The following is a 25,556-nucleotide window of genomic DNA, read 5'->3' on the forward strand; positions in this document are numbered from 1 at the left end:
GATCAGGCGTGGCCCTTGAACCAGCGGTAGAAGCGCTTCCAGGCCACGCGCACGCCGGCCACCCAGCGCGGGTCGGCCACCTGGGCCGCCTCGGAAGCGCTGGGGCGCTCGCCGGTCAGGCGCTGGCGCATCTTCAGCAGGTTCTTCATGTCGCTGCGGCGCAGCTGGCGCGAGACCGGGTGCACCGGCAGCCAGCGCGGGCTGCGCCAGGCCGAGGTGAAGTCCACCAGCACCGGCACGCCCCCGCTGACCATCACGTTGGTGCCATGCAGATCGTTGTGGGTGATGCCGGCGGCATGCAGGCGGGTGAGCGCGTACTGCAGCTGCTCGAAGACCTCGATGCCGACCGACTGGGCCGCGCTCAGGGTCTGGCCGGGAATGAACTCCATGCCCAGCGCGAGGCCACCGATGGTGCCGAGCAGGGCCGGGGCGTGCTTCCAGCCGCTCAGGCACTGCAGGATGCGCGCTTCGCGGCGGACCAGCAGGCGCGCGATCGGCGACAGCGGGGTGCCGCGATACCGGGTGTAATCCTTGACCACTGCGGGCTGGCCATTGAGGCAGGTGCGGTAGACGTCAGGTTCCAGGAGGCGTTCACCGCGCTTGAGCAGCTCGGCGGGGGCGGTGTCATCGACACACGGGGCAACAATTGTGTTCATAGGGGTCTGTGCGACCCGGCGGTCGGCGCAATGCGTCAGGCGTACCGGTGCTGCTTACTGTGGGGAACTAAAGATTTCGTTAATTTTAGTACTCGCCAGTACACGAATCCAGATGATGTCGGAGAAATGTCGTAGCCCAGCGTGGAACAGTTCGTCACGCTGAAGCGGACAATCTTGTATCGATTGGAAGAATTTCGTTTTCAATCAGCGGGTTGGCTGCCATTGCTGGAGAGTGCAGGGCAGGCACGGCTGCCGTGCGCCCCGTGCAGGAGGCCGTTCGACGGACCTCAGGCGCTCCGCGCGCCCGCCTGCTCCCAGCGCAGGCAAGCACCCGCAGGCTTCCGCTGGGGGGGCCGTTGAGCCACGCCGCGCTGAACATCGCTCAGCCCATGCTTGACCGCGACGCAGGCGCTGCCGACCATATGCTGTTGCTCGCGACATCGGCGGCCGCCCCTCTCCGGCACGTCCCCGCCTTCTGCCGCCCTTTCGATGCCGGTCACTACCGTGCATCGCCCCCACCATTTCGGGTCCGGCCATGCCGGAGGAAGACTGATGATCAAGATCGTGCTGGCAGGGCTGTTCATCGCCTGCGTGCTGTACATCCATTACCGCGGCAAGGTGCGCGCGCGCTGGTCGCGCCAGCTGCTGGACCACTCCAGCTTCATGGCCCCGATCAACGTGATCATGTACGCGTTCTCGAAGGTGCCGACCACCCCGTTCCTCGACCCGGCCAAGGAATTTCCGCAGCTCGAGCCACTGCGCCAGAACTGGCAGATGATCCGCGACGAAGCACTGGCCCTGCGCGATGCCGACAAGATCGCCGCCTCCAGCACCTTCAACGATGCCGGCTTCAACTCGTTCTTCCGCCGCGGCTGGAAGCGCTTCTACCTGAAGTGGTACGGCCCCTCGCACCCGTCGGCCAAGGCGCTGTGCCCGAAGACCACCGCGCTGCTGGAATCGCTGCCGGACGTGCGCGCGGCGATGTTCGCCCAGCTGCCCTCCGGCAGCGAACTGCGCCCGCACCGGGATCCCTTCGCCGGCTCGCTGCGCCTGCACCTGGGCCTGGCCACGCCGAACGACGACGCCTGCTATATCGACGTGGACGGCATCCGCAAGAGCTGGCGCGATGGCGAGTGGATGATGTTCGATGAGACCTACATCCACCACGCACACAACGAAACACCGGACGACCGCGTGATCCTGTTCTGCGATATCGCCCGCCCGCTGCGCTTCGGCCTGCCGGGCCTGTTCAACCGCGCGGTGGCCTCCACGCTGCTGGCCGGTGGTGCTTCGCCGAACCTGCCGGGTGACCCGACCGGTGGCGTCAACAAGGCCTTCGGCAGCGTCTACAAGGTGCGCCTGAAGGCCAAGGCCCTGCGCGAGCGCAGCGTGGTCGCCTACCAGGTGATCAAGTGGGGCCTGGTGGTGGCGGTGATCGCGGGGATCTGGGCGATCTGAGCCGTTGGTTTGATGGGGTTGCCGGCCAGCGGCCGGCACTACCAGGCATAAAAAACCCGCGCTGTTGCCAGCGCGGGTTTTTTGTTGCCGCATCCTATACCGGTAGGTGCCGACCGTTGGTCGGCACGCCTTCGATCAGCCCTTCAGGGCTGCCGCCACGAACGGCGGGGTCACCAGCACGCCGGTGTGCAGGGCGGCGGTGTAGTACAGCGTATCGAACGACTTGGCGGCCGAATCGGCCTGGCGGAAATCGAAGCTGCTCTCGCCCTTGCGGGCCAGGGTCACGCTCCACCAGCCGGTCGGGTAGCACGGCTGCGGGAACGGCAGGGTCTTGAACGAGCCGAAGCCGGCCTTGCCCATCTCGGTGCGCATTTCGTTGATCAGGTCCAGCTGCATCAGCGGCGATTCGGACTGCTGCACCAGGATGCCGTCATCCTTGAGCGCCTTGAAGCAGCTCTCGTAGAACGCCTTGTTGAACAGGCCCTCGCCCGGGCCGACGGGATCGGTGGAGTCCACGATCACCACGTCCACGCTGCCGGCCGGGCAGTTGGCCATGTAGGCCACGCCGTCGTCGAACATCAGCTCGGCGCGCGGGTCATCGTTGGAATCGCACAGTTCCGGGAAGTGCTTGCGCGCCATCACGGTGACCTGCTCATCGATGTCGCACTGGGTCACGCTCTCCACGCCCGGGTGCTTGAGCACTTCGCGCAGGGTGCCGCAGTCGCCGCCGCCGATGATCACCACGCGCTTGGGCGCGGCATGGGTGAACAGCACCGGGTGGCTGATCATCTCGTGATAGAAGAAGTTGTCCTTGCTGGTCAACATGATGGCGCCGTCGATGGTCATCAGGTTGCCCCAATCGGTGGTCGCGAAGATCTCGATCTTCTGGAACGGCGACTGCACTTCATCCAGCTTGCCGGTCAGGCGGTAGCCGATGGCCGAGCCGGTGCGCTCGAAGTGTTCGATGTACCAGTTGTTGTTGTCAGTCATGGAGCAGCAGTCCTGTTCGGAAGGGTGTTGGAGCCGGGCTGGCGGCGGTGCCGCGTGGCGCAAGCCACGTCCGGACGGGTTGGCCCGTTCAGGTTTCAAGCCTGAGCACGGGCGCGGGCGCGCATGATAACGGAGCTGTCGCCACATAGGCGTTATCATGCACCCCCTTTTTTACCAACCAGGCCCACTGAAATGACCGATTGGTCCCTCGACCAAGCCCGCAAGACCTACTCGATTCCGCATTGGGCGGATGGTTACTTCGACGTGGATCAGGCAGGACACATGGTGGTGAGACCGACTGGCCAGGACGGCCCGGTGGTGTCCTTGCCCAAGATCGTGGACGCTGCCCGCGAGGCCGGCGCCAAGCTGCCGCTGCTGGTGCGCTTCCCGGACATCCTGGGCCAGCGCCTGGGCAAGCTGCAGGCCGCGTTCGCGCAGGCGCAGGCCGACTGGGACTACCCGGGCGGCTACACCGCCGTGTACCCGATCAAGGTCAACCAGCACCGTGGCGTGGCCGGCACCCTGGCCAGTCACCACGGCGAGGGCTTCGGGCTGGAAGCGGGCAGCAAGCCCGAGTTGATGGCCGTGCTGGCGCTGTCGCGCCCGGGCGGGCTGATCGTCTGCAATGGCTACAAGGACCGCGAGTACATCCGCCTGGCCCTGATCGGCCGCAAGCTGGGCCTGCAGACCTTCATCGTGATCGAGAAGCCTTCCGAGCTGAAGCTGGTGCTGGAGGAATCCAAGGCGCTGGACGTCAAGCCGGGCCTGGGCGTGCGCATGCGCCTGGCCTCGCTGGGCGCGGGCAAGTGGCAGAACAGCGGCGGCGACAAGGCCAAGTTCGGCCTCTCGCCGCGCCAGCTGCTGGACCTGTGGAAGTCGCTGCGCGATACCGAGTACGCCGACTGCCTGAGCCTGCTGCATTTCCATATGGGCTCGCAGATCTCCAACGTGCGCGACATCGCCAACGGCATGCGCGAAGCCACCCGCTACTTCGTGGAGCTCTCGCGCCTGGGCGCGAAGATCACCCACGTGGACGTCGGCGGTGGCCTGGGCGTGGATTACGAAGGCACCCGCTCGCGCAGCTTCTGCTCGATCAACTACGGCCTGAACTCCTACGCCAGCAATATCGTGCAGCCGCTGGCCAATGCCTGCGAAGAACACGGCCTGACCCCGCCGCGGATCGTCACCGAGTGCGGCCGCGCGATGACCGCGCACCACGCGGTGCTGATCGCCAACGTCTCGGAGGTGGAAGAGGCGCAGGAAGGCCGCGTGCCGGACCAGCACGACGACGAGCCGGCGGCGATCCGCCACCTGCGCGAGATCCACGCCGAGCTCGACGAGCGCCCGGCGGTGGAGCTGTTCCAGGAAGCGCAGCACTTCCATGCCGAAGGCCTGTCCAGCTATGCGCTGGGCCAGATCGACCTGCCGCAGCGCGCCCGTATCGACGATCTGTTCTACGCCATCGCCCATGCCGTGCGTGCCCGCCTGAGCTATGACGAAAAGAGCCATCGCCCGGCGCTGGACGAGTTGAACGAACGTCTTGTCGACAAATACTTCGTCAACTTCAGCGTGTTCGAATCGATTCCGGATGCCTGGGCGATCGACCAGGTGTTCCCGATCGTGCCGATCGAGCGCCTGAACGAGCAGCCCGAGCGCCGCGGCATCATCGCGGACATGACCTGCGATTCGGACGGCATGGTGAAAACCTACGTCGAGAACGAGAGCCTGGATACCTCGCTGCCGCTGCATGCGCTGAAGTCCGGGGAGAGCTACCGCATCGCGTTCTTCATGGTGGGCGCATACCAGGAAATCCTCGGCGATATCCACAACCTGTTCGGTGATACCGACGCGGTGGAAGTGCTGGCCGATGCCGATGGCTACGCGATCACCCAGCAGCGCCGCGGTGATACCACCGATGTGATGCTGGACTACGTGGGCTACAGCCTGGCCGATCTGCGCGCCAGCTATGCCGAGCGCGTGGCGGCGGCGAAGCTCTCGCCCGAGCGCGCGCAGGAGCTGGCCGAGGCACTGGAAGCCGGTCTGACCGGCTACACCTACCTGTCCGACGAGCCCCTGGCGTAAGCCGGTGGCGACGGGTGATGGCCTTCGGGCCTCACCCGGTCGTCGGTAGCGTCGGGCACGGCCCGTCGGTTCCTTCAAGGCACCTGGAAACCCCATGAGCGCCCGCGCGATCTTTCATCTGTTCCTGCATGCGGCCGTACCAGCGGTGCTGGCGTGGATGTTCTGGCGCAAGCGTTTCATGTCCGCCTGGGTGCTGATGCTGCTGGGCTGGATCATCGATCTGGACCACCTGCTGGCCGACCCGATCTACGCCCCGAACCGCTGCAGCATCGGTTTCCATCCATTGCACACGGCGCCAGCGATCGCGGTATACGCGGGGTTGTGTGTGCCGAAGAAGACGCGGCTGTTCGGTATCGGTCTGATCATCCACATCGTGCTGGATGCCATTGATTGCTGGTGGATGCACGCCGGCAGGTGAATCCACGCTACGCGTGGATCTCGTGCAGCCTCCGATCCGCTACACATGACCGGTAGTGCCGGCCGCTGGCCGGCACCACGCAGGGTCGGGGAGCCGGCCAGCGGCCGGCACTACCAACGGCACAAGCAATGCCGTCAGCGAGGGCAGCTCTTACCCTGCCGGCAACGTCAACGTCGCCTGCAACCCCGGCGCGCCATTGGCCAGCACCAGCGTTCCACCGTAACTCTCGGCAATGTCGGCCACGATCGACAATCCCAGCCCACTCCCGGCCGCGCGCTCATCCAGCCGCACGCCGCGTTCCAGCACGTGCTGCAACTGCTCCGCGGGAAGCCCGGGACCGTCATCACTCACCGTGATGCGCAGCTGACCCTCCCGTGGTGCCACCTCCACGCGCACTGCGTGACTGGCCCACTTGCCCGCATTGTCGAGCAGGTTGCCCAGCATCTCTTCCAGATCCTCGCGCGCACCGGCGAATACCCCCGTGGTGTCGCTGTCGCACGTAAAACGCAGCCCACGCGCGGCATGCACGCGCTGCATCAGCCCGCACAGCGCACTCACCACCGGCGCCACCGGCGTGCGCTGCTGGCTGTCGGCGCCCAGGCCTGCAGCGAGGTAACGATCGATGCTGGCCTGCATGCGCGCGGTCTCGCTGCGCAGGGTCTGGCGCCAGTCGCTGCCGTCGCCCTCGGCCTCGGTGGTGAGCACGGTCAGCGGCGTCTTCAGCGCGTGCGCCAGGTCTTCGGCGCTGCGGCGTGCGCGTACCACCATGCGCTGATGATGGTCGAGCAGCGCGTTGAGCTGGCCGGCTAGCGGCGCGACTTCTTTCACCAGGCCCTGCTGCGGGAAGCGCACGTTCTCGCCGTTGCGGACCTGCCCGGCAATGCGGCCCAGTTCGGCCAGCGGCCGCAGGCCGTAATGCACCTGGGTCACCAGTACGCCGAACCACACAGCGATGAGCACGGCCAGCGCGAGCGCGGTGCGTTGCCGGAAACTGGCGACTTGGGCATCCAACGGGCTGCGGTCGGTGGCGACCATCACGATCACCGGCGCGGCGGCGCGGGGCAGGGTGACCTGCTGGGCCAGCACGCGCAGGGATTGCTGCAGCGGGCCGGGAGCATCGAAGGCCTGCGCCGGACCCGGTCGCAGTGCGCTTGGCGCGGCCAGCGAGCCGTCCCACAGCGAGCGCGATTGCCCGAGCGGGCGGCCTTGTTGGTCCAGCACCTGCCAGTAGTCGCCGGAGAACACGCGGCGGTAGCGCTCGTCAGCCAGCGTGTCGCGCCACTGCAGCTGGCCGTTGGCATCGCTTTCGGCCAGTGCCAGTACCGCGATCAGGTCGTTGCCCAGGCGCTCATCCATCGCGGTCCGCGCTGAACGCTCGAACATCGCGCCCAGCCACCAGGTCGCCAAGGCCGACACCAGCACCAGGCCCAGGCCACCGGCCACCAGCAGGCGGGTGCGCAGCGAGCCGGTGGTCATGGCGTTGCCGACAGGCGGAAGCCCTGGCCGCGGTGCGTGTGGATCAGCTCGCTGCCGAGCTTGCGGCGGATGCGGCCGATCAGCACGTCCAGCGTGTTGGAGTCTGGATCGAAGCCGTCCTCGTAGACGTTCTCGCCCAGCCGCGAGCGGCTCAACACGGTATCGGGGTGATGCATGAAGTAGCTGAGGATGCGGTGCTCCTGCGCGCTGAGTGCCAGCGGCGCGCCGTCCAGCTCGAAGCGGCCGGCGTTGACGTCCAGCACCAGTGGACCGCACTGCAGGCGCGGATGCGCGTGGCCGGCGCTGCGGCGGATCAGGGCGCGCAGGCGCAGCAGCAGTTCTTCGGGCTGGAAGGGTTTGGTCAGGTAGTCGTCGGCGCCGGCATCGAAGCCGGCCAGTTTGTCGTGCCAGCGGGCGCGGGCGGTCAGCACCAGCACCGGAAAGCCGCGCCCGGCCTGGCGCCAGCGCTCGATCACGCTCAGCCCGTCCAGGCCCGGCAGGCCCAGATCGACCACGGCCGCGGCGATGTCCTCGATCTGCCCCTGGTACTCGGCATCCCGCCCCTCCGCACTGTGGATGACCACATAGCCGGCCTCTTCCAGCAGCGTCTGCAGCCGGCGGGCGAGCAGGGCGTCATCTTCGGCAAGCAGCACGCGCATCAGTCTTTTTCCATTTTCAGCAGGCGGCCTGTCGCGGCATCGTAATCCAGCTCCATCACCACGCCATCCGGGCCGAGGATCTCGACCTCGTATTTCCCGTCATCCAGTTCCACCTCGATCAGCTTGCCGGGGTAGCGACGCAGCGCATCGGCGACTACCTGTTCCAGCGGCACGAAGCGACCCTGGCGCACCGCCTGGCGCACGCTGTCCTGCTGGCGGCTGCCACCGTCGAGCACCCGCATCGGGTCCTGCGGGGCGAGGGTCAGCAGCAGGGGCAGCATCAGGGACAGGGCAGACATGCGGGCACGCAGGCGAAGGGCAGGCCACCGGTATACCGGGGCGGTCTAAACAGTATCTAACAGTCGCCCTCATGGTCTGGTTAGGCGCGGTGACCAGACTGGCGGTGCCGGAATGGACCGGTGCCCCCTCAAGGATTCCCATGAAGACGATGATTGCCGCTACCGCCCTGGCCGCTGCGCTGTTCGCCACTCCGGCCTTTGCCGCCAACCTGTCGGCCGCCCAGGTCCAGGCCAAGCTGAGCGCGGCCGGCTACACCCAGGTGCATGAGCTGGAGCACGACGATGGCGTGTGGGAAGCGGACGTGACCCGCAAGGACGGCACGGTCGATGAAGTGATCATCGATGACACCCAGGGCGAGATCTTCGATCCACGCGATGGCCGCGCCGTGCTGGACGCCGGGCAGATCCTGGCGCTGGCGGGGAAGGCCGGGCTGACGCAGATCGAATCGATCGAGCGCGATGGCGCGACTTGGACCCTGGATGCGCGCAACGCCCGCAACCAGCGCGTGGAAGTGCGCATGAGTGGCTACGATGGCCGCGTGCTCGCCAGCAAGCGCGATGGCTGGTGGGACTGATCCGGCCGCGCTACCGCGCACTGGATGTACGAACGGCCGGGATTCCCCGGCCGTCCGCGTCATTGCCTGGGGGCTGCAGCGCTTAGCGCTTACCAGCGCGCCGGGTAATCCCAGTAGCCCGGGCCACGGCCGTAACCGCCATAACCCCCGAAGCCGTCATAGCCATACGGACCGAAGAAGCCGGGGCCCTTGCCCTCGCTCACCCGGATATTGACGTTGACGTTGCGGGTGTTTCCCTCGTCCGTGGTGTAGTTCTTGCTCAGATTGAGCTCGGCCGCGTTGTAATGGCTGTTGCCGTAATTCTCGGAATAGCCGATGCCGGTGGTGAAGCTGCCGTTGACCCGCAGCTTGTCATCGGTCACGTGGGCGATGCCGTTGGCGGCCCGCTCGGTGGAGCGCCGGCCGGTACGATCGCCGTAGAACGTGCCCGGCGGATCGCCGCGCAGGGACTGATCGCTCAAGTACTGCATGGGCGCATCGGGAATGCTCAGATCCAGCCCGGTCGAGGACTGCGGGCCGGTGGCGCCTGCCGCAGACTGGGCCAGCGCCACACCGGGCAGGGACAGGCACAGCAGCAGGGGAAGCAGGCGGGTCATGAGAGGCTCCGGAGCAGACAGGCGGGACGGCCGACAGCGCTGACGCTAGCAGCCGTAGTTTGAATGATGCCTGTCATGGCGTGCGTTGCAAGGGGAACTCAGCCCAACCGGTCAAATCCGAACAGCGTGGACAGCGGATGCCGGCGGCGTTCGATCCGCGCCCGCAGCAGTCCGGCGCCGATCATGGAGTAGGTGATCCCGTTGCCGCCGTAAGCCATCGCGAACAGTACCCGTGGCCCCCATTGCGGGTGCGGGCCGAAAAACGGCAGGCCATCGTGGGTCTCGGCGAAGGTGCCGCCCCAGGAGAAGGCCGGCTGCAAAGGCAGGTGCGGGAACAGTTTGGCGGTCTTCCTGAGCAGCTTGCCGGTCTTGCTCTCCACCCGCCGGTCGCGCCGGGCCGGGAGATCGATGGCATCGTCCTCGCCGCCGATCAGCAGCCGGTGGTCACCGGTGCTGCGCAGGTACAGATACGGCCGCGCCGATTCCCATGCCATGGTCTCGCGCAGGGGGCCGAGCAGGTCCGGATGGATCGGATCGGTGATGAAGGCGTAGCTGCTGCGGTTGCGGGCCACCGAGGGCTTCAACCAGCGCTGCCCGGCGTAGCCAGTGGCCAGCACCACATGGCGGGCACGGATGCGGGCGCCGCCCAGGGTGGTGGCGGTCACGCCGCGCGGGGTCGGGGTGAGCGTATCGAGCACGGTGCGGTCGTAGACGCCGCAGCCGCGCGTGTGCAGCCGCATCAGCAGCCGGTAGGTGAGCCGGTAGGGGTCGATGCGTGCGGCGAGCGCACTGAGGATCGCGCCCGGTGCGCGGATGCCGTACTCGGCCTGGACCGCCTCGCTGTCCAGCCAGCGCACATCGAAGCCGTGCTTGGCACGCAGTGCACACTCTTCGGCCAGTACCGCCTGGTGCCCGCGCTTGCTCGCGTAGTACAGGCTGGCCATGCGGTGGCAGTCCACATCGCGGAACGGCGCGGCCACCTTGCAGATGGCCGGGATCGCCTCGGCACAGGCCTGATAGGCCAGCACCGCCGCGTCCTCGCCGTAGCGTTGGGCCAGGTCGATCAGGTGCGTGTCAATCTCATACTGCAGCAACGCAGTGCTGGCCGCGGTGCTGCCCCAGCCGATGTCGCGCTGTTCGATCAGCGCCACATCATGGCCGTGCGCGCACAGCTCGTCCGCAATCAGCGCGCCACTGATGCCGCCGCCGACCACCAGCACCTCGCAGTTGAGATCCTTCTCCAGCGGTGGGAAGGCATGCATCAGGCCGTTGCGCACGGCCCAGAACGGGTACCCGCTCTTCAGATCCATGGCAGCCTCAGGCGGTGGGGTGGCCGGTGTGCGGGGTCTGGATCAGTTCGGTCAGGTCGAAGCCCTGCAGCCGTGCCTGGGCCAGGTAGTGCTCCTGCGTGGTGCGGTCGAGCGTGGGGGTGCGCGCCAGCAGCCAGAGGAACTTGCGGTCCGGGCTGCCGACCAGCGAGACGCTGTAATCCGGTGCGATCTGGATCACCCAGTAGTCGCCCTTGGTGAAGGGCAGCCAGCGCAGGCCCTTGGGCAGGAAGCTGACCTCCAGCCGCGCAGTGTCGTTGTCCACGGGGCAGGCTTCGCCATCGGCTTGCTCGATCTCGCTGCCCATGCGGCAGCGGTTGACCACGGCGACGTGGCCGTTGTCTTTCAGGCTGTAGTGCGCGGACACATCGGTGCAGCCTTCCGGCTCGTGCTTCATCGGCAGGCGGGCGATCTCGTACCAGGTGCCCAGGTATCGCGGCAGCTTCAGGTCGGGAACGGTTTTCAGGTCGGGATGTGGGGTCATGGGCAACGGCTGGTGGGAATGCGATTCCACGATGCCGGGGCTGCTGCCACGGCCGGGTGAAGCCGGGGCGAGTGCGGCGTCGAGAACGGTGCGTTGCCGATGCGTCATGCTCCGACCGCGTGGGCGGCGCTATGCTGGGCCGGAGCGCCATCAGCGCTTCTTTCAACAGCGATGGAGATGCGGATGTACCAGGTGATTCTGCTCAAGAGCGAAACCGGCGTTGCCCGCCAGCAGCGCGAGACCGCCGACGATGTGCTCGACCACGAGGGGGTGACCTACACCCTGCGCGCCGGGCCGCGGCAGCCGTTGCCGACCGATCACGCCTGGGATGAGATCGCGGTCTACGCGCCCGAGGAGATCACCGAGGAAGAGTTCCAGGACTGGTATGCCCGCCTGCAGCCGCAGGTCGAGGAGCTCCGCCTGAAGTACTGAGCGCCCGCATACCTGTTCTGAACGGGGCCCGGTTTATAGTCGCGGGCAGGCGCGGTGGTCCGCGCGAACCGTTGGTGCTGGCGTGTCGCTTCGTCATTCTTCGTTTGTGGTGCGGTCGCTGGGCTGGCTGCTGTTGTTCACCTGGCTCGGCGCCGCGCCGGTCGCTCTCGGGCAGGCCACGGATCCGCCCCCGGATCCGGCCAAACAACTGATCCAGGCCGAAAAAGAGCTGCGCGCCACCAGTGACGCGCTGGAAGATGCGGGCACCACTGAAACCCTGAAGGCGCTGTCCGACCGCGCCCTGGCCGTCCAGCGCGATGCCGACGGCCTGCAGAGCGCCCTCGACCCGCAGCGTCAGCAGGTGGATGCGCGGCTCGAGCAGCTTGGCCAGGTCGCCGAAGGCACCGTCGAGCCGCCGGAAGTGAGCCGGCAGCGCAAGGCGCTGAACCAGCAGAAGGCTGACATCACCGCGCAGATCGCCCGCGCCAAGCTGCTCTCAGTGGATGCCAAGCAGCTCGGCGAGCGCATCGAGAAGATGCGGGTCACCCAGTTCAGCGAACAGCTGAGCCGCAAGGTCGCCTCGCCGCTGTCACCTGCGCTGTGGCGCAGCTTCGCCAAGGATGTGCCGGACGATGTGCACCGCCTGGCCATTCTTTACCGCCTGGGCGAAGACGCGGCCCGCAAAGCCATTGCCAAGCATGGCTGGAACGCGCCCTTGATCGGCCTGGCGGTCGCACTGGTGCTGTTCTTCCCGTTGCGGCTGTGGCTGCGCGCGCTGGGGCGCCGCTTTGCCGCCTCCGAGCGTGCACCCGATGGACGCCTGCGCCGCTCCGGCCTGGCGGTGTGGCTACTGCTGGTCGGCACGCTGTTGCCGGGCCTGGCGGCGGTGGCCCTGGTGGAATCGCTGGACGCGATCGGCGCGATCCCGCCGCGCCTGCAGCAGGTGGCCGAGACCTTCGAGGTAGCCACCTTCGTGGCCGCCTTCATCGCTGCGCTCAGCGCCTGTCTGCTGGTCCCCAAGCGCCCGTCGTGGCGGCTGCTGTCGCTCGATGACAGCGCGGCGTTGCGCCTGCGCAAGTACGCCTGGGGCGCGGCCGGCCTGACCTGGCTGAGCATCATGCTGGTCGCCCTCGACCGTGCAGCCCGCACCAGCGAGGTGACCACGGTGGCCGCCGATGGGTTGATGGCGCTGACCTACCTGGGGCTGATCATCGCGATCCTGACCTCGCTGGCGCGCATGCACAACCGTCAGGCGGCCGAAGCCGCCGAGGCCGAAGCACGGGCCGATCCCCGCGCCGGTGGTGATGGCAAGGTGCGGGGGGCGCCTCGCCGCAGTGGCTGGATCGTGCTGGTGCGCCTGGTCGGCCACATCGCTGTGGCCGCGGCGGTGATCGCCACACTGCTGGGGTATCTCAACTTCGCGCTGTTCGTGGCCCAGCAGCTGGTCTGGGTCGCGGTGGTGTTCATGGCGGTCTCGCTGCTGCTCAAGTTTGCCGATGACCTGGCCACCTGGGTGCTCGCGCCCAGCAGCCGCGCCGGGCAGACCATCGTATTGACCACCGGGCTCAGCGAGGCGCGGGTGGAGCAGGCCGGCGTGCTGCTCTCGGCGGTGCTGCGTGTCGGTGTGATCGTGCTTGGCCTGCTGGCGCTGGCGGCACCGTTCGGCAATCTCAACGCCTTCCTCGGTGGGCTGGATTCGCTGTCCGGTGGGCTGAAGATCGGTGAGACCACGCTCAGGCCGAGCAGCGTGATGTACGCGGTGCTGGTGTTCCTGGTGGTGTGGGCGGTGATGCAGGCGTTCCAACGCTGGCTCAGCGATACCTACCTGCCCAAGACCGAACTGGACGCCGGCGCACGCAACTCGATCAGCACCGTGACCCGCTACCTCGGCATCATCGCTGCGGTGTTGTGGGGCCTGACCGCGCTGGGTATCGGCTTCGAGAAGCTGGCGCTGGTGGTCAGCGCACTCTCGGTCGGTATCGGCTTCGGTCTGCAGGCGATCACCCAGAACTTCGTCTCCGGCCTGATCCTGCTGGCCGAGCGGCCGGTCAAGATCGGTGACTGGGTCAAGCTGGGCGACCAGGAAGGCGACATCAAGCGGATCAGCGTGCGTTCGACCGAGATCCAGGTCGGCGACAAGTCCACCTTGATCGTGCCCAACTCCGAGCTGATCACCAAGACCATCCGCAACATGACGATGGGCAACGCGCAGGGCCGGATCCAGATCCAGTTCTCGGTGCCGTTGAACACCGATGTGGCGGCGCTGCGGCAGATCCTGCTGGATGCCTACACCGATCACCCGGGCGTGCTGAGCGACCCGGCACCGTCGGTGTTCATCGACTCGATCGCCAATGGGCAGATCGCGATCAACAGCTTCGCCTACGTGTCAGGCCCGCGTGCGGTGTACGGCGCACGCAGCGAGCTGTACTTCACGGTGCTGCAGAAGTTTGCCGAGGCCGGGATCGCGCTGTCCTCGCCGACGGATATCCATCTGGTGCGGGATCCGGCGGCGCCTGACCCGCACGCGTAAGCGCAACCGATGACGGACGGATGCCGACCGATGGTCGGTACCGTCCCGATGCAGGTAGTGCCGGCCGCTGGCCGGCAGATAGACGATGCAGAAAGAACCGGGAGCCGGCCAGCGGCCGGCACTACCGATAGGGACAGCCGACGGTCGCCGAGGCCGGCCGGGTTACCTCATCAGCCGCGGTTGCCGCGGCGCGACGGCACCAGCGCGAAGGTATCCACGGCCAGCTTCTCGGCGTGGTTCAACCAGGCGCGCACTTCCAGATCATCGACCTCGTGGTCCAGGCCGAAGCTCAGGTTGATGCGACCCTCGGCATCCGGCTGTACCCACTGCTGGGCGACCACCACCTTGCGCTGCGAGGAGACCGCTTCGATCCAGAAGCCGCGGTCGGGTGACTGCTTGGTCACCAGCTGCACCATGTACTGGCCGGCGCGGGTGCGGCGGCCCTTCTGGGTGATCATGTGCGCCTGGCGGATGCTCGGGCGCGGGCCGTTGAACGGATCCAGCGGGCCATCCACCGCCACGCCACCGCGCAGCTGGTCATCGCGGAACAGCTTGATGCCCTTGTCCTGGTTGACCAGCATCGCGCACCAGTCACCATCGGCCGAGCCGTCTTCGAACGCGGTGCAGCGATCCACGTAGGCCAGCGTATTGGACGGATCGGCCAGATCGAACTGCTTGGAGGTGTTCTCCAGGTAGACCGATTTCAGATCCCAATGCTTGTCGTACTCCAGCAGCACCGGCGGCTGCACATGCTGCAGGCCGATCACCACCTGGTTGTCGTCATCGATGCGCAGCTGGCGGGTCTTGTCGCCCAGCCACAGCGAGCGCGAGAAGGCGAGATAGCGCGGGTAGTCCTTGCCGTTGTCGCGGAACACCGCCGCACTCGCACTGTCCGAACGTTCCGGGTGCAGCAGCGAGCGGCCGAAGCCGATCGAATCGATGGCCGGATCGATCAGGCTCAGCAGGGTGGCGCCCGAATCCAGCGTCGAGCCGGCCGGCGCGGTCAGCTGGCGCGGGGCGATGTCCTTGCCCAGGAACAGCAGCAGATTCTCGCGGTCCTGCTTGGCGAGGATGTGGCTGAGATCATTCGGCATGGCCAGGTGATCGGAAGCGATCACGATCAGGGTGTCTTCGCCGTACGGGCTGGCCTGGATACGGTCGACCAGCTTGGCGATCAGCCCGTCGGTGCACTTGAGCGCATTGAGCATGCCGATGTTGCCGTGCTCGCTCTGGTAGCGGGTGCCTTTGCAGGCCACGGGCAGGTGACCGGCCGGGTGATGGGTGTCCATGGTCAGCGTGGTCAGCATGAACGGCTCGCCCTTGCGCGAGAGCTGCACGAAGCGGTCGTATGCCTTGTCCAGCAGCACATCGTCATGCACGCCCCACGGCGAGAAGTGCGCGCGGGTGATCTTCTGCTGCTTGAACCAGGCCAGGTCGTCGACGGTATCGAAGCCATGCGTGGCCAGGAACTGGCCCTTGCCGGCGAACTGGCCGTTGGCCCCGCCCAGATAGTGATTGGTGTAGCCCTGCTGCTTGAGGTAATCGCCCAGGCAGACCGCTTCAGGCAGGAAGCTGCCCATGCGGCCCATGCTGTTCTCGTCTTCCTTGGCGGTGGTCAACGGCACGCCGCACATCGAGGAGACCAGCCCGGCGATGGTCCAGCCACCGCCCTCGGCCGAGACCAGCCCGCGCACATCCAGCGACTGCGCGGCCAGCCGGTTGATGTTGGGCATCAGGTCCGGGAAGGTGGTTTCATTGAGATAGGTGCGTTCCAGGCTTTCGCCGTAGATCCACACGATGTTGCGCGGCTTGGTCAGCGGCTGCTGTGGCACGCGGTACTCGGCCTTGACCATGCTGTAGTCGACCGGGCGCATCTGCTGGTACAGGCGCTGACCATCGCTGTAGAGCGGGCTGACCACGATCGCGACGAACCACATCGCCATGAAGCCGGCGAACACGGCCTTGCCATGTGCGGGGCGATCCCGACGACGGAAGCGCGCCAGCAGCAGCGGGGACAACGAGAGCAGGGCCAGTGCGATGAAGCCGGCGATGTAGTGCTTGAAATCGGCGATGCCGGCGCCTTCCATGTCCGCACCGAGGTGGTACAGGGTGGCGGCATTGAGACCATCACCGGACAACTTGTTGATCAACCACCACGCACTGAGGGTCAGCAGCAGCAATGACATCAGGCTTGCCTTCCACCACACCCATGTGTCAGATGCGAGGAACAGCCAGGCGAGCAGCAACAGAGACAGCAGCAGGATCCAGAGCATAAGCACTTTTGGCAGTGGAGACAGGTGGTGATGGACGTCATGACGACGTATGTCCCATCCGACCGGCTGTCCCAACCACACATGCATGACAAGCCGATGACTCGATCATGCCTGCACGAACCTGACTGAAATGTTTGTTGAAAACGACATTCCGACACACGCATCGCACTGCGATATGCGACGTAAAACACACGTGAAGACATGCGCACGATGCTGCAGTGCATCGTGCGTTCTCCGCAGTGTTTTCCGTTGGGTCTGAATGCGTGGTACGCGCGACAGGTGCGTCAGCGGTGCCCGCGTTCTTCCTTCGAGCGCGCACGACGATCGAAAATCAACGCACTGAGGATGATGCCCAATCCCAGGAACACACCGATCAACATCAAGGTGAATGCGATGGCTGGATAGCCGAACAGATGCCAGCCGGTATCGACCTTCATCATCATCGCCGCAGCAAGAATCAGGGCGGCGGTGACGATGCCGGCAGAGACGCGGTTGGCGATCTTCTGCAGGTTTTCCATCAGGCGTGATTCTTCCAGCCCGGTGACCTTCATCTGCAGGCGGTTCTCGGCGAGCAGCGCGAGGATGTCGGTCATCTTGCGCGGCCCATCGCGCAGCAGCTGCTGCATCTCCATCGCCTCGCTGGCGAGATTGGCGGCGGACAGTGATTTCTTCAGGCGTGCGCGCATCACGTGCTGCAGCTGCTTCTCCACGATGCGGCGCGTATCCAGGTCCGGTGACAGCAGCCGGCACACGGTTTCCAGATTCAGCAGCGCCTTGCCGAGCAGGCTCAGCTCCGGCGGGGTGCGCAGGCCACTGGCGGTGGCGATGCGGACCAGGTCCAACACCACGCGGCCCTCGGAGAAGCTACTGTTGGCGGCATATCGCGCGATGATCTGCCCGGTCTCGCGCAGATAGCGTTCCTCATCGAAGAACTCCAGCCGTGTGCTGATGCCGATGATTTCATCGGCGACTTCTTCGCCGCGCCCATCCACCGCCGCGAACAGCAGTTTCAACAAGCGCTCGCGCAGGCGTGGCGGCATGTGCGCGACCATCCCCAGATCGAAAATCGCCAGGCGACCGGCTGGCGTGACGCGTAGATTGCCAGGATGCGGATCGGCGTGGATCTCGCCGTGCACGAAGATCTGGTCGACATAGCCACGGATCAATGCCGCAGCGAGCGGCGCCATCGGCTGCTCGGTGCGGCGCACATCGGGGATCATGTCCACGCGCACGCCCTGGGCCAGCTCCATGGTCAACACGCGGTGGCTGCAGTAATCCCAGATCGGCTGCGGCACCCACAGTGGTTTGAACGGCTTGAGGTGCTGGCCGAAGCGTTGCAGGTTCTCGGCCTCAGCCTGGTAGTCGAGCTCCTGCATCAGGGTTTTGGCGAACTCATTGAGCCAGTCGCGCAGGCGCACGCGGCGGCCGACCTGGGTGAGGTGGTCAGCGGCCAGCGCGAAGCTGCGCAGCACCTCCAGATCCGAGCGCAGCTGCGCGGCGACCTCCGGCTTCTGCACCTTGACTGCCACCTGGCGGCCATCGTGGAGCTCGGCGCGGTGCACCTGGGCGATCGAGGCGCAGCCCAGTGGCACCGGGTCGAAGCTGGCGAACAGCTTGGATACCGACGCGCCCAGTTCCTTTTCGATGATCGCCGCGACGCGCTCGACCGGGATCGGCGCGACGTTCTCCTGCATGCGCTCCAGGGCCGTGGCGAACTCCACCGGCACCATGTCCGGGCGGGTGGAAAGCATCTGCCCCAGCTTGACAAAGGTCGGCCCCAGCGATTCCAGGTCGGTGACGAACTGCTCCGGGTTGCCCTCCGGTGGCACATCGTGGACCGCGCCTGCGTCCAGGTTCATGCCGGAAAACACGCCGGAATTACGGTAGCGCAACAGCAGGCGCAGGATCTGGCTGCGGCGGTTCATGCCCTTGACCAGCGACGGCGAACCGGTGACGACGGGCGTGGTATTCAAGCAGGACTCCGGGGCGACGATCACCGGCAGTGTGGCCGGGTGGCAGTGGTGGGCCGGTGAATCCGCCCCCGCTACCGCGACAGGGGCCGGATCGGTCAGAATCGGCGCTCCCGCTTCCTCCTTTGGATCCACCATGGCCGGTGCCAGTCTGTTCGCGTTGCTCGATGACATTGCGTCCCTGCTGGACGATGTGTCGGTGCTGACCAAGGTGGCGGCGAAGAAGACCGCCGGCGTGCTCGGCGACGACCTCGCGCTGAACGCGCAGCAGGTGACCGGCGTCAGCGCCAACCGTGAGCTGCCGGTGGTGTGGGCGGTGGCCAAGGGCTCGCTGGTCAACAAGGCGATCCTGGTGCCGGCCGCGTTGGCGATCAGCGCCTGGCTGCCCTGGGCGATCACCCCGCTGATGATGATCGGTGGCGCCTTCCTCTGCTACGAGGGCGTGGAGAAGCTGGCGCACCGCTTCCTGCATTCGCGCGATGAGGACGAGCAGCGCAAGGCCGAGCGGGCCAAGGCCCTGGCCGACGAGAAGGTGGACATGGTCGCGTGGGAGAAGGACAAGGTGAAGGGCGCGATCCGCACCGACTTCATTCTGTCGGCCGAGATCATCGTGCTGTCGCTGGGCGTGGTCTCCAGCGCGCCGTTCCTCAACCAGGTCAGCGCGCTGGTGGTGATCGCGCTGGCGATGACGGTGTTTGTCTACGGCCTGGTCGCCGGCATTGTCAAGCTGGACGATCTGGGCCTGTACCTGTCGCGCAAGGGCGCGGCGCTGGCGGCGGTCGGCCGGGGCCTGCTGGTGGCCGCACCGTGGCTGATGAAGTTCCTCTCGGTGGCCGGTACCGCAGCGATGTTCCTGGTCGGTGGCGGCATCCTGGTGCACAGCATCGCGCCGCTGCACCACGCCATTCTGGCAATGGGCGGCGATGGCAGCTGGGGCTGGTTGATCAACGCGCTGGGCAACGTGATCGTCGGCGTGGTGATCGGCGCGGTGGTCCTGGCGGCGGTGACCGGGTTCCAGAAGCTGCGCGGGGCCAAGCCCGCGCACTGAGGGGCGACCCCATCAGGCCGGCTCCCAGCCGCGCAGGGCCTCCAGCTCGGCGTGTGCGTGGGCCAGCCGGCGGCCGGACAGCGCATCGATCACGCGCTGCAGCCACGGCGAGGCCGGTGCGCGCTGGGCCCAGCGGCGGGCAAGGATCAAGGCGGCCAGCATGGCCAGCGTCCCCGCGCCCAGCGAGGCCAGCAGCCACGGCGCGGCAAAGGCGCCCAGATCCACGCCCCAGGCCTGCCAGGCCACCAGCACCGGCACGGCCAACCATAGCCAGCACCACGGCAGGCCGAGCAGCAGCTCGGTCAGCGCGGTGTGGCGACGCAGCGCGGCCAGCTGCTGCGATTGCGCCAGCACCGTCTGCGTCGGCTGCAACTGCCGGCGGCGATGCAGGCGGGTGATGCTGGCGATGATCACCGCGATGCAATAGGCATGCAGCGCCAACGCGCTGAGCATCACCGCCAACGGAGGTTGCTGCCACCACTGGCTGCCGCAGTACACCGCCACGGCCAGCCAGACCACCAGTTGCAGCCCCTGCCACAGGCTGAAGAGGCCGAGCTGGCGTTGAACGCTGCGTTGCCGATGGCTGCGCCACGCTTCCAGCGCGAAGGTTTCCTGCGCATCGGTGGGGGTGCCGACGCTGTTCCACAGGTGCTTGAGGTCATCCGGTTGCATGGCGGGGCTCTCAGTCGGCGGGGTTCAGGCGAGTGCGCAGTTGCTGGCGCAGGCGGTGCAGGCGGGTGGAGACGTTGGCGACGCTGATGCCCAGCACCTCGGCGATCTGCCGGTGGTCGTGATCGTCCAGGTGCAGCAGCATCAGGGCACGGTCCAGTGGCGGCAGCGCATGGATGGCCACCTCCAGCTGATGCAGGGCATGGCGTTGCTCGGGGGGTGCACGGTCGTCCGCGGCGGGCAGGTCGTCGTCCAGCGCGGCGTGGTGGCGCTGCCGATGCTGCTGCCGGCGCCATTGCGAGATCGCCACGTTGAGCGCAAGCCGGTACAGCCAGGTCGAGAAGCGCGCCCGCGCCGGGTCGAATTCCTCGAATGCCGCCCACGCCTGCACGCTGATCTCCTGGACCAGATCGAGCCGATCCTCGGGGTGACGGCAATAGCCGCGCGCCACCTTCAGCACGATGCCGCGGTGCTGCTCCAGCAGCGCGGCGAAGCGCGGGCGCAGATCAATGTCGGTAGCGGGCCGTGTCATGTCCATACCCGGGTGATTCGCGCCGGTGCGCGGAATATCACGGGCGCGGGCTCAGCGCGGTGGCTCGGCCGCCAGTACGCGGTTCTTGCCGACCCGCTTGGCCGCATACAGCGACGCATCGGCACGCCGCAGCAGCGCCTCGGCTGGCTCGCCCGGCTGCCATTGCGCCAGCCCGGCGCTGAAATGCACCGGCACGCGCTGTTCGTCCAGCGGCAGCGGCCGCTGCGCCAACGAGCGCTGCAGCCGAAGCAGGGTGGACATGCTGTCCGCTGCAGGTGTTTCCGGCAGCAGCAGGACGAACTCATCGCCGCCGAGCCGGGCGATGGCATCGCTGCTGCGCAGGTGCAGCTGGCAGACGGTCACCAGGTGGCGAAGCACCGCATCGCCACCGGCATGGCCATGCAGGGTATTGGTCTGATGGAAATCGTCCAGGTCCAGCAGGGCCAGCGCCAGCGGATGGCCGTGGCGGGCGGCACGCGCCAGTTCGCGCTCCAGCAGCTCATCCAGACCGCGGCGGTTGAGCGCACCGGTCAGCGGATCGGTCCGGATCAACCCGGAGACCTCGCGCAGCTCCTGCTCCAGCTCGGCGATGCGCTGTTCGGCCTGTTCCACTTCACGGCGTGCATTGCCCAGGTGGTCGCGCGCCTGCAGGGCCTGATCCTGCACCCGGCCGGTGTCCTGCAGCACGTCCTGCAGCAACTGGTTGAGGTCGGCGATGCTGCGCGCTTCCTTCAGGGCCAGCGCGTAGCTGCTGATCCGGTCATGGTATTCGCCCGTGCTCACCGCCATGCCGTCCAGGCGCTCGATGAAGCCCCCCATGACGTTCTTCATCGCCGCCTTGGATTCGACGATGCCCTGCTTGAGCAGCCCCTGCTTGTAGATCACCTCGCGCAGGTTGGCACGCGCCTGTTCGACCGAATCGCGATCCAGCGGGCCGCCGATCAGCGAACGCACCGCGTGGACCTGGCCGTGCAGCCAGCTGCTGTCATCCAGCAGCTCGCTGATGTTGTCCAACAGCAGATCGAACAGACTCAGCAGCAGCTCCTGCTGTTCCTGCCAGCCATCGCTGCGCACGCCGATCTGGTGCGAGAGCTCGCGCAGCCGTTGTTCGATCGGCTGCAGCGGCTGGCCGGGATGCCAGTGGCGCAGTTCACCGGCCAGCTGCACCGGCTCCTCGCGCAGTTCGGGCATGTTCTGCAGCAGGCTGGCCACGGTCACCCCGACGGTATGCCGCAGCAGCTCGCGCAGGCGCAGGCTGTCGGGCTGGCCATCCGGGGTCTCCTGTTCGATGGTGCGGATGTACTTGTCGATCAGCTGGCGCATCGCGCGGCCATAGCTGACCCAATCCGCGCTGCGCTGCGCCGACTGCAGGCGCAGGCCCATGTCGCCCAGCTCGCCGGGCAGGGTGGACATGCCATTGGCGAACGCGGCCAGCAGCGGCTCGGGCGCATCGATGCCGGCGAACAACCGTTGCAGCATCGCGCTGCTGCCCCCCTTGGGGCCGGGCGCCGGCTCGCTGGCGGCCTCCACCCCTGTGCCCACGCTCTGCCGCCGCGACAGCAGCCGCCCGACGGCGGTGCCGGGGCTGGGGGGAGCGTCGTGCGGGTCCGTCATGCGGCAGATCCTTGCAGGGCACGGCCGGAGCCGGAGCGGTGGAGAGGTGGGAACAGTATCGGCGCAGTGGGGCCGGCCTTGAACCGGTCATGCATGGCAGGATGGTAAGCACGGCGACGGCAGGAGAGTGCGATGAAGGTGATGCTGGTGGGGGCGACCGGACTGGTCGGCAGTCATGTGCTGCGGCAACTACTGGACGACCCCCGTTGCGATGCGGTGATCGCCCCGACCCGCCGCGCGCTGGATACCACGGATGCAGCGCTGCTCAACCCGGTGGTGGACTTCGCACAGTTGCCGGGCGAGGCCGACTGGTGGGCGGTGGATGCCGTGATCTGCGCGCTCGGTACGACGATCAAACAGGCCGGCAGCCAGGAGGCGTTCGCACGGGTCGACCATGATTTTCCGCTGGCCGTGGCACAGCAGGCACGCGCCCGCGGCGCGCATGCCTTCGCGTTGAACTCGGCGATGGGCGCCGATGCGGGCGCGCGGCTCTTCTACAACCAGGTCAAAGGCCGGCTGGAGCAGGACCTGCGGGAGCTGGGCTACCCCTCCCTGACCCTGGTCCGCCCCGGGCTGATCGGGGGCGAGCGTGCCGAGCGGCGCACCGGCGAGCATCTGGCCAGCGTGGTGCTGGGGGTGCTCGGTCCGGTCCTGCCGCGCGCCTGGCGGATCAATCCGGCCGGGACGATTGCCGCCGCGCTGGTCGAGGCGGCGTTGGTGCCGACGCCCGGCGTCAGGATCGTGGGTTCGGCCGATCTGGCGGCGCGCTGAGCCGCTGACGGCCGGATGCGCGGCCCCCCGGCCACTGCGCTACCCTTTCAGCCCCTTTAGCGGTCCCTGCCATGTCCGTCGACAAGAACCAACGCGATCTCGAAGCTGGTATCCACACCGATCTGGAGGGGCGGCTGACCTACGGCGGCTACCTGCGCCTGGATCAGCTGCTGTCGGCCCAGCAGCCGCTGTCCAACCCGCCGCACCATGACGAAATGCTGTTCATCATCCAGCACCAGACCTCCGAGCTGTGGCTGAAGCTGCTGGGGCACGAGCTGCGCGCGGCGATCGCTCACCTCAAGCGCGACGAGGTCTGGCAATGCCAGAAGGTGCTGGCGCGCAGCAAGCAGGTGCTGCGCCAGCTGACCGAGCAGTGGTCGGTGCTGGAGACGCTGACCCCCTCCGAATACATGGGCTTCCGCGATGTGCTGGGCCCGTCGTCGGGCTTCCAGTCGCTGCAGTACCGCTACATCGAGTTCCTGCTGGGCAACAAGAACGCGCAGATGCTGCAGGTGTTCTCGCACGACCCGGCCGGCCAGGCCCAACTGCAGGAGGTGCTTGATGCCCCCAGCCTGTACGAGGAGTTCCTGCGCTACCTGGCCCGCTTCGGCCATCCGGTCCCGGCCGGCTATCAAGGGCGCGATTGGCAACAGCCGCACGTGGCCGACGATGCGCTGCACCCGGTGTTCGAGCGGATCTACCAGAACACCGACCGCTTCTGGCGCGAATACGCGCTGTGCGAGGACCTGGTCGATCTGGAGACGGCCTTCCAGCTGTGGCGGTTCCGCCACATGCGCACCGTGATGCGGGTGATCGGCTTCAAGCGCGGCACCGGCGGCTCCAGCGGGGTCGGCTTCCTGCGCCAGGCGCTGGAACTGACCTTCTTCCCGGAGCTGTTCCAGGTGCGCACCACGATCCGCAACGACGACCCGATGCCGCCGGACGCCTGATCCGGCATCGGCCGCAATAAGCCTATTCATATTTACCTGCCGCATCCGCCGTACGGTGCGGCAGGCCCCGCCGTTGCTGCGCTGCCGGGTTTTGCCCGGAAGTTGCAGATGCAAGTTCAGCGACCATGCTGCCAGCGGTCCACATCAGCGTGTATTTGACGTGAACGTGGTTGGTCTGGGATTCTCCCGCGCTGCTTTCGCACATCGGACGTGCATGTCTTCCACCGAACCCAGGAATCCCGCATGAGCGTAGACGCCGCCGCGAAATCCGTTCCCGATCCGGCGCTGCCGGAGTTCAAGACCACGCTGGGCCATCCGCGCCCGTTGTGGATGCTGTTCATGACCGAATTCTGGGAACGCTTTGCGTTCTACGGCATCCGTTGGGCCCTGGTGCTGTACATCGTCGCGCAGTTCTTCGACGGTGATTCGGCCGGCCAGGCCGCCGCCAGCCGGACCTACGGTGCCTATCTGGCGCTGGTGTACGCCGCCGCCATCTTCGGTGGCTACGTCGCCGATCGGGTGCTGGGCTACCAACGCTCGATCCTGACCGGCGCGGTGATCATGGCCGCCGGCCTGTTCATGGTCGCCATGCCCAACAAGGAAATCTTCGAACTGGGCCTGGCCACGATCATCATCGGCAACGGCCTGTTCAAGCCGAACATCTCCACCATGGTCGGCAAGCTGTACGGCCTGAAGGATGAGCGCCGCGATTCGGGCTTCACCATCTTCTACATGGGCATCAACATCGGCGCGATGATCGCCCCGGTGCTGACCCAGTACCTGGCCGAGCGCGTGTTCGGCACCCAGGCGATGCCGTCCTACAAGATGGTCTTCATCGCCTCGGGCATCGGCATGCTGATCAGCCTGGCCTGGTTCTACGTTGGCCGCGCCGGCCTGAAGGGCATCGGCGCCCCGCCGGCCGGTGCAGAGGGCTATGGCCGCATCGTGATGGTGTTCATCGGTGCGATCGTGGCGATCCCGATCGCGTTCTTCCTGCTCTCCACCGGCGCCACCGCGCTGGCCTGGATCCTGGGCGCGATGTTCATCGCGCTGGCGATCCTGCTGCTGGTTGAAGGCATCCGCGAAGGCAAGGTCCAGCGCGACCGCGTGATCGCGATGCTGATCATCTTCACCTTCAACGTGATGTTCTGGATGTTCTTCGAACAGGCCGGCAGCTCGTTCACCTTCCTGGCCGACAACATCGTCAACCGCAACCTGGGCGGCTGGGAATTCCCGACCGCCTGGTTCCAGTCGGTCAACTCGGTGGCGATCATCACCCTGGCCCCGATCATTGCCTGGATCTGGATCAAGCTGGGCCGCGCCAACCCGTCGATCCCGCGCAAGTTCGGCCTGGGCCTGCTGTTCAACGGTGCGGCGTTCGCGCTGCTGATGGTCGCCCTGTCGAGCATGGTCGTCGATGGCAAGATTCCGTTCTGGACGCTGTTCATGGTCTACGTCATCCAGTCCGTCGGTGAGCTGTGCCTGTCGCCGATCGGCCTGTCGATGGTGACCAAGCTGGCCCCGGTGCGCCTGGTTGGCTTCGGCATGGGTGGCTGGTTCCTGTCCACCGGCATCGGCAACAACATGTCGGGCATCTTCGCCGGCGTGGTCAGCGGCGAAGGCGGCATGACCGTGGAATCGGCGCTGAAGGGCTACACGTTCGGCTTCTGGGCGTTGATCATCTCCGGCGTGGTGCTGTTCCTGGTCGCCCCGCTGATCAACAAGCTGATGCACGGCGTCAAGTGA

General features: G+C 66.8%; 23 protein-coding genes. 10 read left to right on the top strand and 13 right to left on the bottom strand.

The genetic code is table 11. The features are described 5' to 3' along the window. Positions 1-2: 2 nt before the first annotated feature. Positions 3-656: an RIO1 family regulatory kinase/ATPase domain-containing protein gene (locus AC06E9_RS13580; protein WP_478056229.1), complete on the bottom strand. Its 654-nt coding sequence runs from the start codon at positions 654-656 to the stop codon at positions 3-5. Positions 657-1,208: 552 nt separating this feature from the next. Here AC06E9_RS13580 and AC06E9_RS13585 point away from each other — a divergent pair. Continuing rightward, a complete protein-coding gene (locus AC06E9_RS13585; protein WP_282257851.1) occupies positions 1,209-2,114 on the top strand; it encodes an aspartyl/asparaginyl beta-hydroxylase domain-containing protein in 906 nt (301 codons plus the stop codon). Between the two features lie 135 nt (positions 2,115-2,249). Here the strand turns inward: AC06E9_RS13585 and speE are convergent, their stop codons facing one another. Then, positions 2,250-3,104, bottom strand: coding sequence for a polyamine aminopropyltransferase (gene speE / locus AC06E9_RS13590; protein WP_293981520.1), 855 nt, complete (start codon positions 3,102-3,104; stop codon positions 2,250-2,252). Positions 3,105-3,296: 192 nt separating this feature from the next. On the opposite strand from speE, the gene speA reads away from it, so the two are divergent. Both speA and AC06E9_RS13600 read left to right on the top strand, forming a co-directional pair. Then, positions 3,297-5,186 carry an arginine decarboxylase gene (speA, locus tag AC06E9_RS13595; protein ID WP_478056230.1) on the top strand — a complete coding sequence of 630 codons (1,890 nt, stop codon included), beginning with the start codon at positions 3,297-3,299 and terminating at the stop codon, positions 5,184-5,186. 94 nt (positions 5,187-5,280) lie between these two features. Further along, positions 5,281-5,604, top strand: a complete 324-nt coding sequence (locus AC06E9_RS13600) for a DUF6122 family protein (RefSeq protein ID WP_121040688.1) — start codon at positions 5,281-5,283, stop codon at positions 5,602-5,604. A gap of 150 nt (positions 5,605-5,754) precedes the next feature. Here the strand turns inward: AC06E9_RS13600 and AC06E9_RS13605 are convergent, their stop codons facing one another. Genes AC06E9_RS13605 through AC06E9_RS13615 form a run of 3 tightly spaced genes read right to left on the bottom strand, consistent with a single transcriptional unit; the run spans position 5,755 to position 8,038 of the window. After that, a complete protein-coding gene (locus AC06E9_RS13605) occupies positions 5,755-7,080 on the bottom strand; it encodes a sensor histidine kinase (RefSeq protein WP_121040686.1) in 1,326 nt (441 codons plus the stop codon). After that, positions 7,077-7,739, bottom strand: a complete 663-nt coding sequence (locus AC06E9_RS13610) for a response regulator transcription factor (RefSeq protein ID WP_478056232.1) — start codon at positions 7,737-7,739, stop codon at positions 7,077-7,079. Before AC06E9_RS13610 ends, AC06E9_RS13605 begins: the two co-directional genes overlap by 4 nt. Then, a complete protein-coding gene (locus AC06E9_RS13615; protein ID WP_121040682.1) occupies positions 7,739-8,038 on the bottom strand; it encodes a PepSY domain-containing protein in 300 nt (99 codons plus the stop codon). Before AC06E9_RS13615 ends, AC06E9_RS13610 begins: the two co-directional genes overlap by 1 nt. A gap of 140 nt (positions 8,039-8,178) precedes the next feature. On the opposite strand from AC06E9_RS13615, the gene AC06E9_RS13620 reads away from it, so the two are divergent. Continuing rightward, the gene (locus tag AC06E9_RS13620; protein ID WP_152150876.1) at positions 8,179-8,613 is read left to right on the top strand and encodes a PepSY domain-containing protein; all 435 of its coding nucleotides are present in this window, start codon (positions 8,179-8,181) and stop codon (positions 8,611-8,613) included. Between the two features lie 89 nt (positions 8,614-8,702). Here AC06E9_RS13620 and AC06E9_RS13625 read toward each other — a convergent pair whose 3' ends face one another. The 3 genes from AC06E9_RS13625 to AC06E9_RS13635 form a co-directional block, all read right to left on the bottom strand. Further along, on the bottom strand, positions 8,703-9,209 hold the full coding sequence (locus tag AC06E9_RS13625; RefSeq protein ID WP_478056233.1) for a hypothetical protein: 507 nt from the start codon (positions 9,207-9,209) through the stop codon (positions 8,703-8,705). A gap of 98 nt (positions 9,210-9,307) precedes the next feature. Next, the gene (locus AC06E9_RS13630; protein ID WP_152150880.1) at positions 9,308-10,519 is read right to left on the bottom strand and encodes an NAD(P)/FAD-dependent oxidoreductase; all 1,212 of its coding nucleotides are present in this window, start codon (positions 10,517-10,519) and stop codon (positions 9,308-9,310) included. Positions 10,520-10,526: 7 nt separating this feature from the next. Further along, complete coding sequence (locus tag AC06E9_RS13635) at positions 10,527-11,021, bottom strand: lipocalin family protein (RefSeq protein WP_152150882.1); 495 nt, start codon at positions 11,019-11,021, stop codon at positions 10,527-10,529. A 183-nt stretch (positions 11,022-11,204) separates the two neighbouring features. On the opposite strand from AC06E9_RS13635, the gene AC06E9_RS13640 reads away from it, so the two are divergent. Next, positions 11,205-11,453 (top strand): hypothetical protein, encoded by a 249-nt coding sequence (locus AC06E9_RS13640; protein ID WP_121040674.1) that lies wholly within the window; start codon positions 11,205-11,207, stop codon positions 11,451-11,453. Positions 11,454-11,535: 82 nt separating this feature from the next. Further along, a complete protein-coding gene (locus AC06E9_RS13645; RefSeq protein WP_478056234.1) occupies positions 11,536-13,983 on the top strand; it encodes a DUF3772 domain-containing protein in 2,448 nt (815 codons plus the stop codon). Between the two features lie 170 nt (positions 13,984-14,153). Here AC06E9_RS13645 and AC06E9_RS13650 read toward each other — a convergent pair whose 3' ends face one another. After that, positions 14,154-16,256, bottom strand: a complete 2,103-nt coding sequence (locus AC06E9_RS13650; protein WP_121040670.1) for a phosphoglycerol transferase I — start codon at positions 16,254-16,256, stop codon at positions 14,154-14,156. A gap of 284 nt (positions 16,257-16,540) precedes the next feature. Then, positions 16,541-18,181: an ABC1 kinase family protein gene (locus AC06E9_RS13655; protein WP_172407541.1), complete on the bottom strand. Its 1,641-nt coding sequence runs from the start codon at positions 18,179-18,181 to the stop codon at positions 16,541-16,543. 181 nt (positions 18,182-18,362) lie between these two features. On the opposite strand from AC06E9_RS13655, the gene AC06E9_RS13660 reads away from it, so the two are divergent. Continuing rightward, on the top strand, positions 18,363-19,274 hold the full coding sequence (locus AC06E9_RS13660) for a DUF808 domain-containing protein (protein ID WP_121040668.1): 912 nt from the start codon (positions 18,363-18,365) through the stop codon (positions 19,272-19,274). A 12-nt stretch (positions 19,275-19,286) separates the two neighbouring features. Here AC06E9_RS13660 and AC06E9_RS13665 read toward each other — a convergent pair whose 3' ends face one another. From AC06E9_RS13665 to AC06E9_RS13675, 3 genes are read right to left on the bottom strand one after another with little or no spacing between them, the layout of a single operon-like run. Continuing rightward, positions 19,287-19,946 carry a hypothetical protein gene (locus AC06E9_RS13665; protein WP_121040666.1) on the bottom strand — a complete coding sequence of 220 codons (660 nt, stop codon included), beginning with the start codon at positions 19,944-19,946 and terminating at the stop codon, positions 19,287-19,289. A 10-nt stretch (positions 19,947-19,956) separates the two neighbouring features. Beyond that, positions 19,957-20,481: an RNA polymerase sigma factor gene (locus AC06E9_RS13670; RefSeq protein WP_282261767.1), complete on the bottom strand. Its 525-nt coding sequence runs from the start codon at positions 20,479-20,481 to the stop codon at positions 19,957-19,959. Between the two features lie 45 nt (positions 20,482-20,526). Further along, complete coding sequence (locus AC06E9_RS13675) at positions 20,527-22,089, bottom strand: GGDEF domain-containing protein (RefSeq protein ID WP_152150890.1); 1,563 nt, start codon at positions 22,087-22,089, stop codon at positions 20,527-20,529. Between the two features lie 132 nt (positions 22,090-22,221). Here AC06E9_RS13675 and AC06E9_RS13680 point away from each other — a divergent pair, with 132 nt between their 5' ends. From AC06E9_RS13680 to AC06E9_RS13690, 3 genes are all read left to right on the top strand, one after another. After that, positions 22,222-22,860: an NAD-dependent epimerase/dehydratase family protein gene (locus tag AC06E9_RS13680; RefSeq protein ID WP_152150892.1), complete on the top strand. Its 639-nt coding sequence runs from the start codon at positions 22,222-22,224 to the stop codon at positions 22,858-22,860. Between the two features lie 71 nt (positions 22,861-22,931). Further along, positions 22,932-23,810 carry a tryptophan 2,3-dioxygenase gene (locus AC06E9_RS13685; protein WP_121040658.1) on the top strand — a complete coding sequence of 293 codons (879 nt, stop codon included), beginning with the start codon at positions 22,932-22,934 and terminating at the stop codon, positions 23,808-23,810. A gap of 243 nt (positions 23,811-24,053) precedes the next feature. Then, positions 24,054-25,556, top strand: a complete 1,503-nt coding sequence (locus AC06E9_RS13690) for a peptide MFS transporter (RefSeq protein ID WP_121040656.1) — start codon at positions 24,054-24,056, stop codon at positions 25,554-25,556.

Source organism: Stenotrophomonas sp. Steno-Z10-BAI, assembly GCF_056393115.1.

Coding starts and splice junctions, on each gene's coding strand:
- AC06E9_RS13580 (WP_478056229.1), bottom strand. CDS start 656: ATGAACACAATTGTTGCCCCGTGTGTCGATGACACCGCCCCCGCCGAG.
- AC06E9_RS13585 (WP_282257851.1), top strand. CDS start 1,209: ATGATCAAGATCGTGCTGGCAGGGCTGTTCATCGCCTGCGTGCTGTAC.
- speE (WP_293981520.1), bottom strand. CDS start 3,104: ATGACTGACAACAACAACTGGTACATCGAACACTTCGAGCGCACCGGC.
- speA (WP_478056230.1), top strand. CDS start 3,297: ATGACCGATTGGTCCCTCGACCAAGCCCGCAAGACCTACTCGATTCCG.
- AC06E9_RS13600 (WP_121040688.1), top strand. CDS start 5,281: ATGAGCGCCCGCGCGATCTTTCATCTGTTCCTGCATGCGGCCGTACCA.
- AC06E9_RS13605 (WP_121040686.1), bottom strand. CDS start 7,080: ATGACCACCGGCTCGCTGCGCACCCGCCTGCTGGTGGCCGGTGGCCTG.
- AC06E9_RS13610 (WP_478056232.1), bottom strand. CDS start 7,739: ATGCGCGTGCTGCTTGCCGAAGATGACGCCCTGCTCGCCCGCCGGCTG.
- AC06E9_RS13615 (WP_121040682.1), bottom strand. CDS start 8,038: ATGTCTGCCCTGTCCCTGATGCTGCCCCTGCTGCTGACCCTCGCCCCG.
- AC06E9_RS13620 (WP_152150876.1), top strand. CDS start 8,179: ATGAAGACGATGATTGCCGCTACCGCCCTGGCCGCTGCGCTGTTCGCC.
- AC06E9_RS13625 (WP_478056233.1), bottom strand. CDS start 9,209: ATGACCCGCCTGCTTCCCCTGCTGCTGTGCCTGTCCCTGCCCGGTGTG.
- AC06E9_RS13630 (WP_152150880.1), bottom strand. CDS start 10,519: ATGGATCTGAAGAGCGGGTACCCGTTCTGGGCCGTGCGCAACGGCCTG.
- AC06E9_RS13635 (WP_152150882.1), bottom strand. CDS start 11,021: ATGACCCCACATCCCGACCTGAAAACCGTTCCCGACCTGAAGCTGCCG.
- AC06E9_RS13640 (WP_121040674.1), top strand. CDS start 11,205: ATGTACCAGGTGATTCTGCTCAAGAGCGAAACCGGCGTTGCCCGCCAG.
- AC06E9_RS13650 (WP_121040670.1), bottom strand. CDS start 16,256: ATGCTCTGGATCCTGCTGCTGTCTCTGTTGCTGCTCGCCTGGCTGTTC.
- AC06E9_RS13655 (WP_172407541.1), bottom strand. CDS start 18,181: ATGAACCGCCGCAGCCAGATCCTGCGCCTGCTGTTGCGCTACCGTAAT.
- AC06E9_RS13660 (WP_121040668.1), top strand. CDS start 18,363: ATGGCCGGTGCCAGTCTGTTCGCGTTGCTCGATGACATTGCGTCCCTG.
- AC06E9_RS13665 (WP_121040666.1), bottom strand. CDS start 19,946: ATGCAACCGGATGACCTCAAGCACCTGTGGAACAGCGTCGGCACCCCC.
- AC06E9_RS13670 (WP_282261767.1), bottom strand. CDS start 20,481: ATGGACATGACACGGCCCGCTACCGACATTGATCTGCGCCCGCGCTTC.
- AC06E9_RS13675 (WP_152150890.1), bottom strand. CDS start 22,089: ATGACGGACCCGCACGACGCTCCCCCCAGCCCCGGCACCGCCGTCGGG.
- AC06E9_RS13680 (WP_152150892.1), top strand. CDS start 22,222: ATGAAGGTGATGCTGGTGGGGGCGACCGGACTGGTCGGCAGTCATGTG.
- AC06E9_RS13685 (WP_121040658.1), top strand. CDS start 22,932: ATGTCCGTCGACAAGAACCAACGCGATCTCGAAGCTGGTATCCACACC.
- AC06E9_RS13690 (WP_121040656.1), top strand. CDS start 24,054: ATGAGCGTAGACGCCGCCGCGAAATCCGTTCCCGATCCGGCGCTGCCG.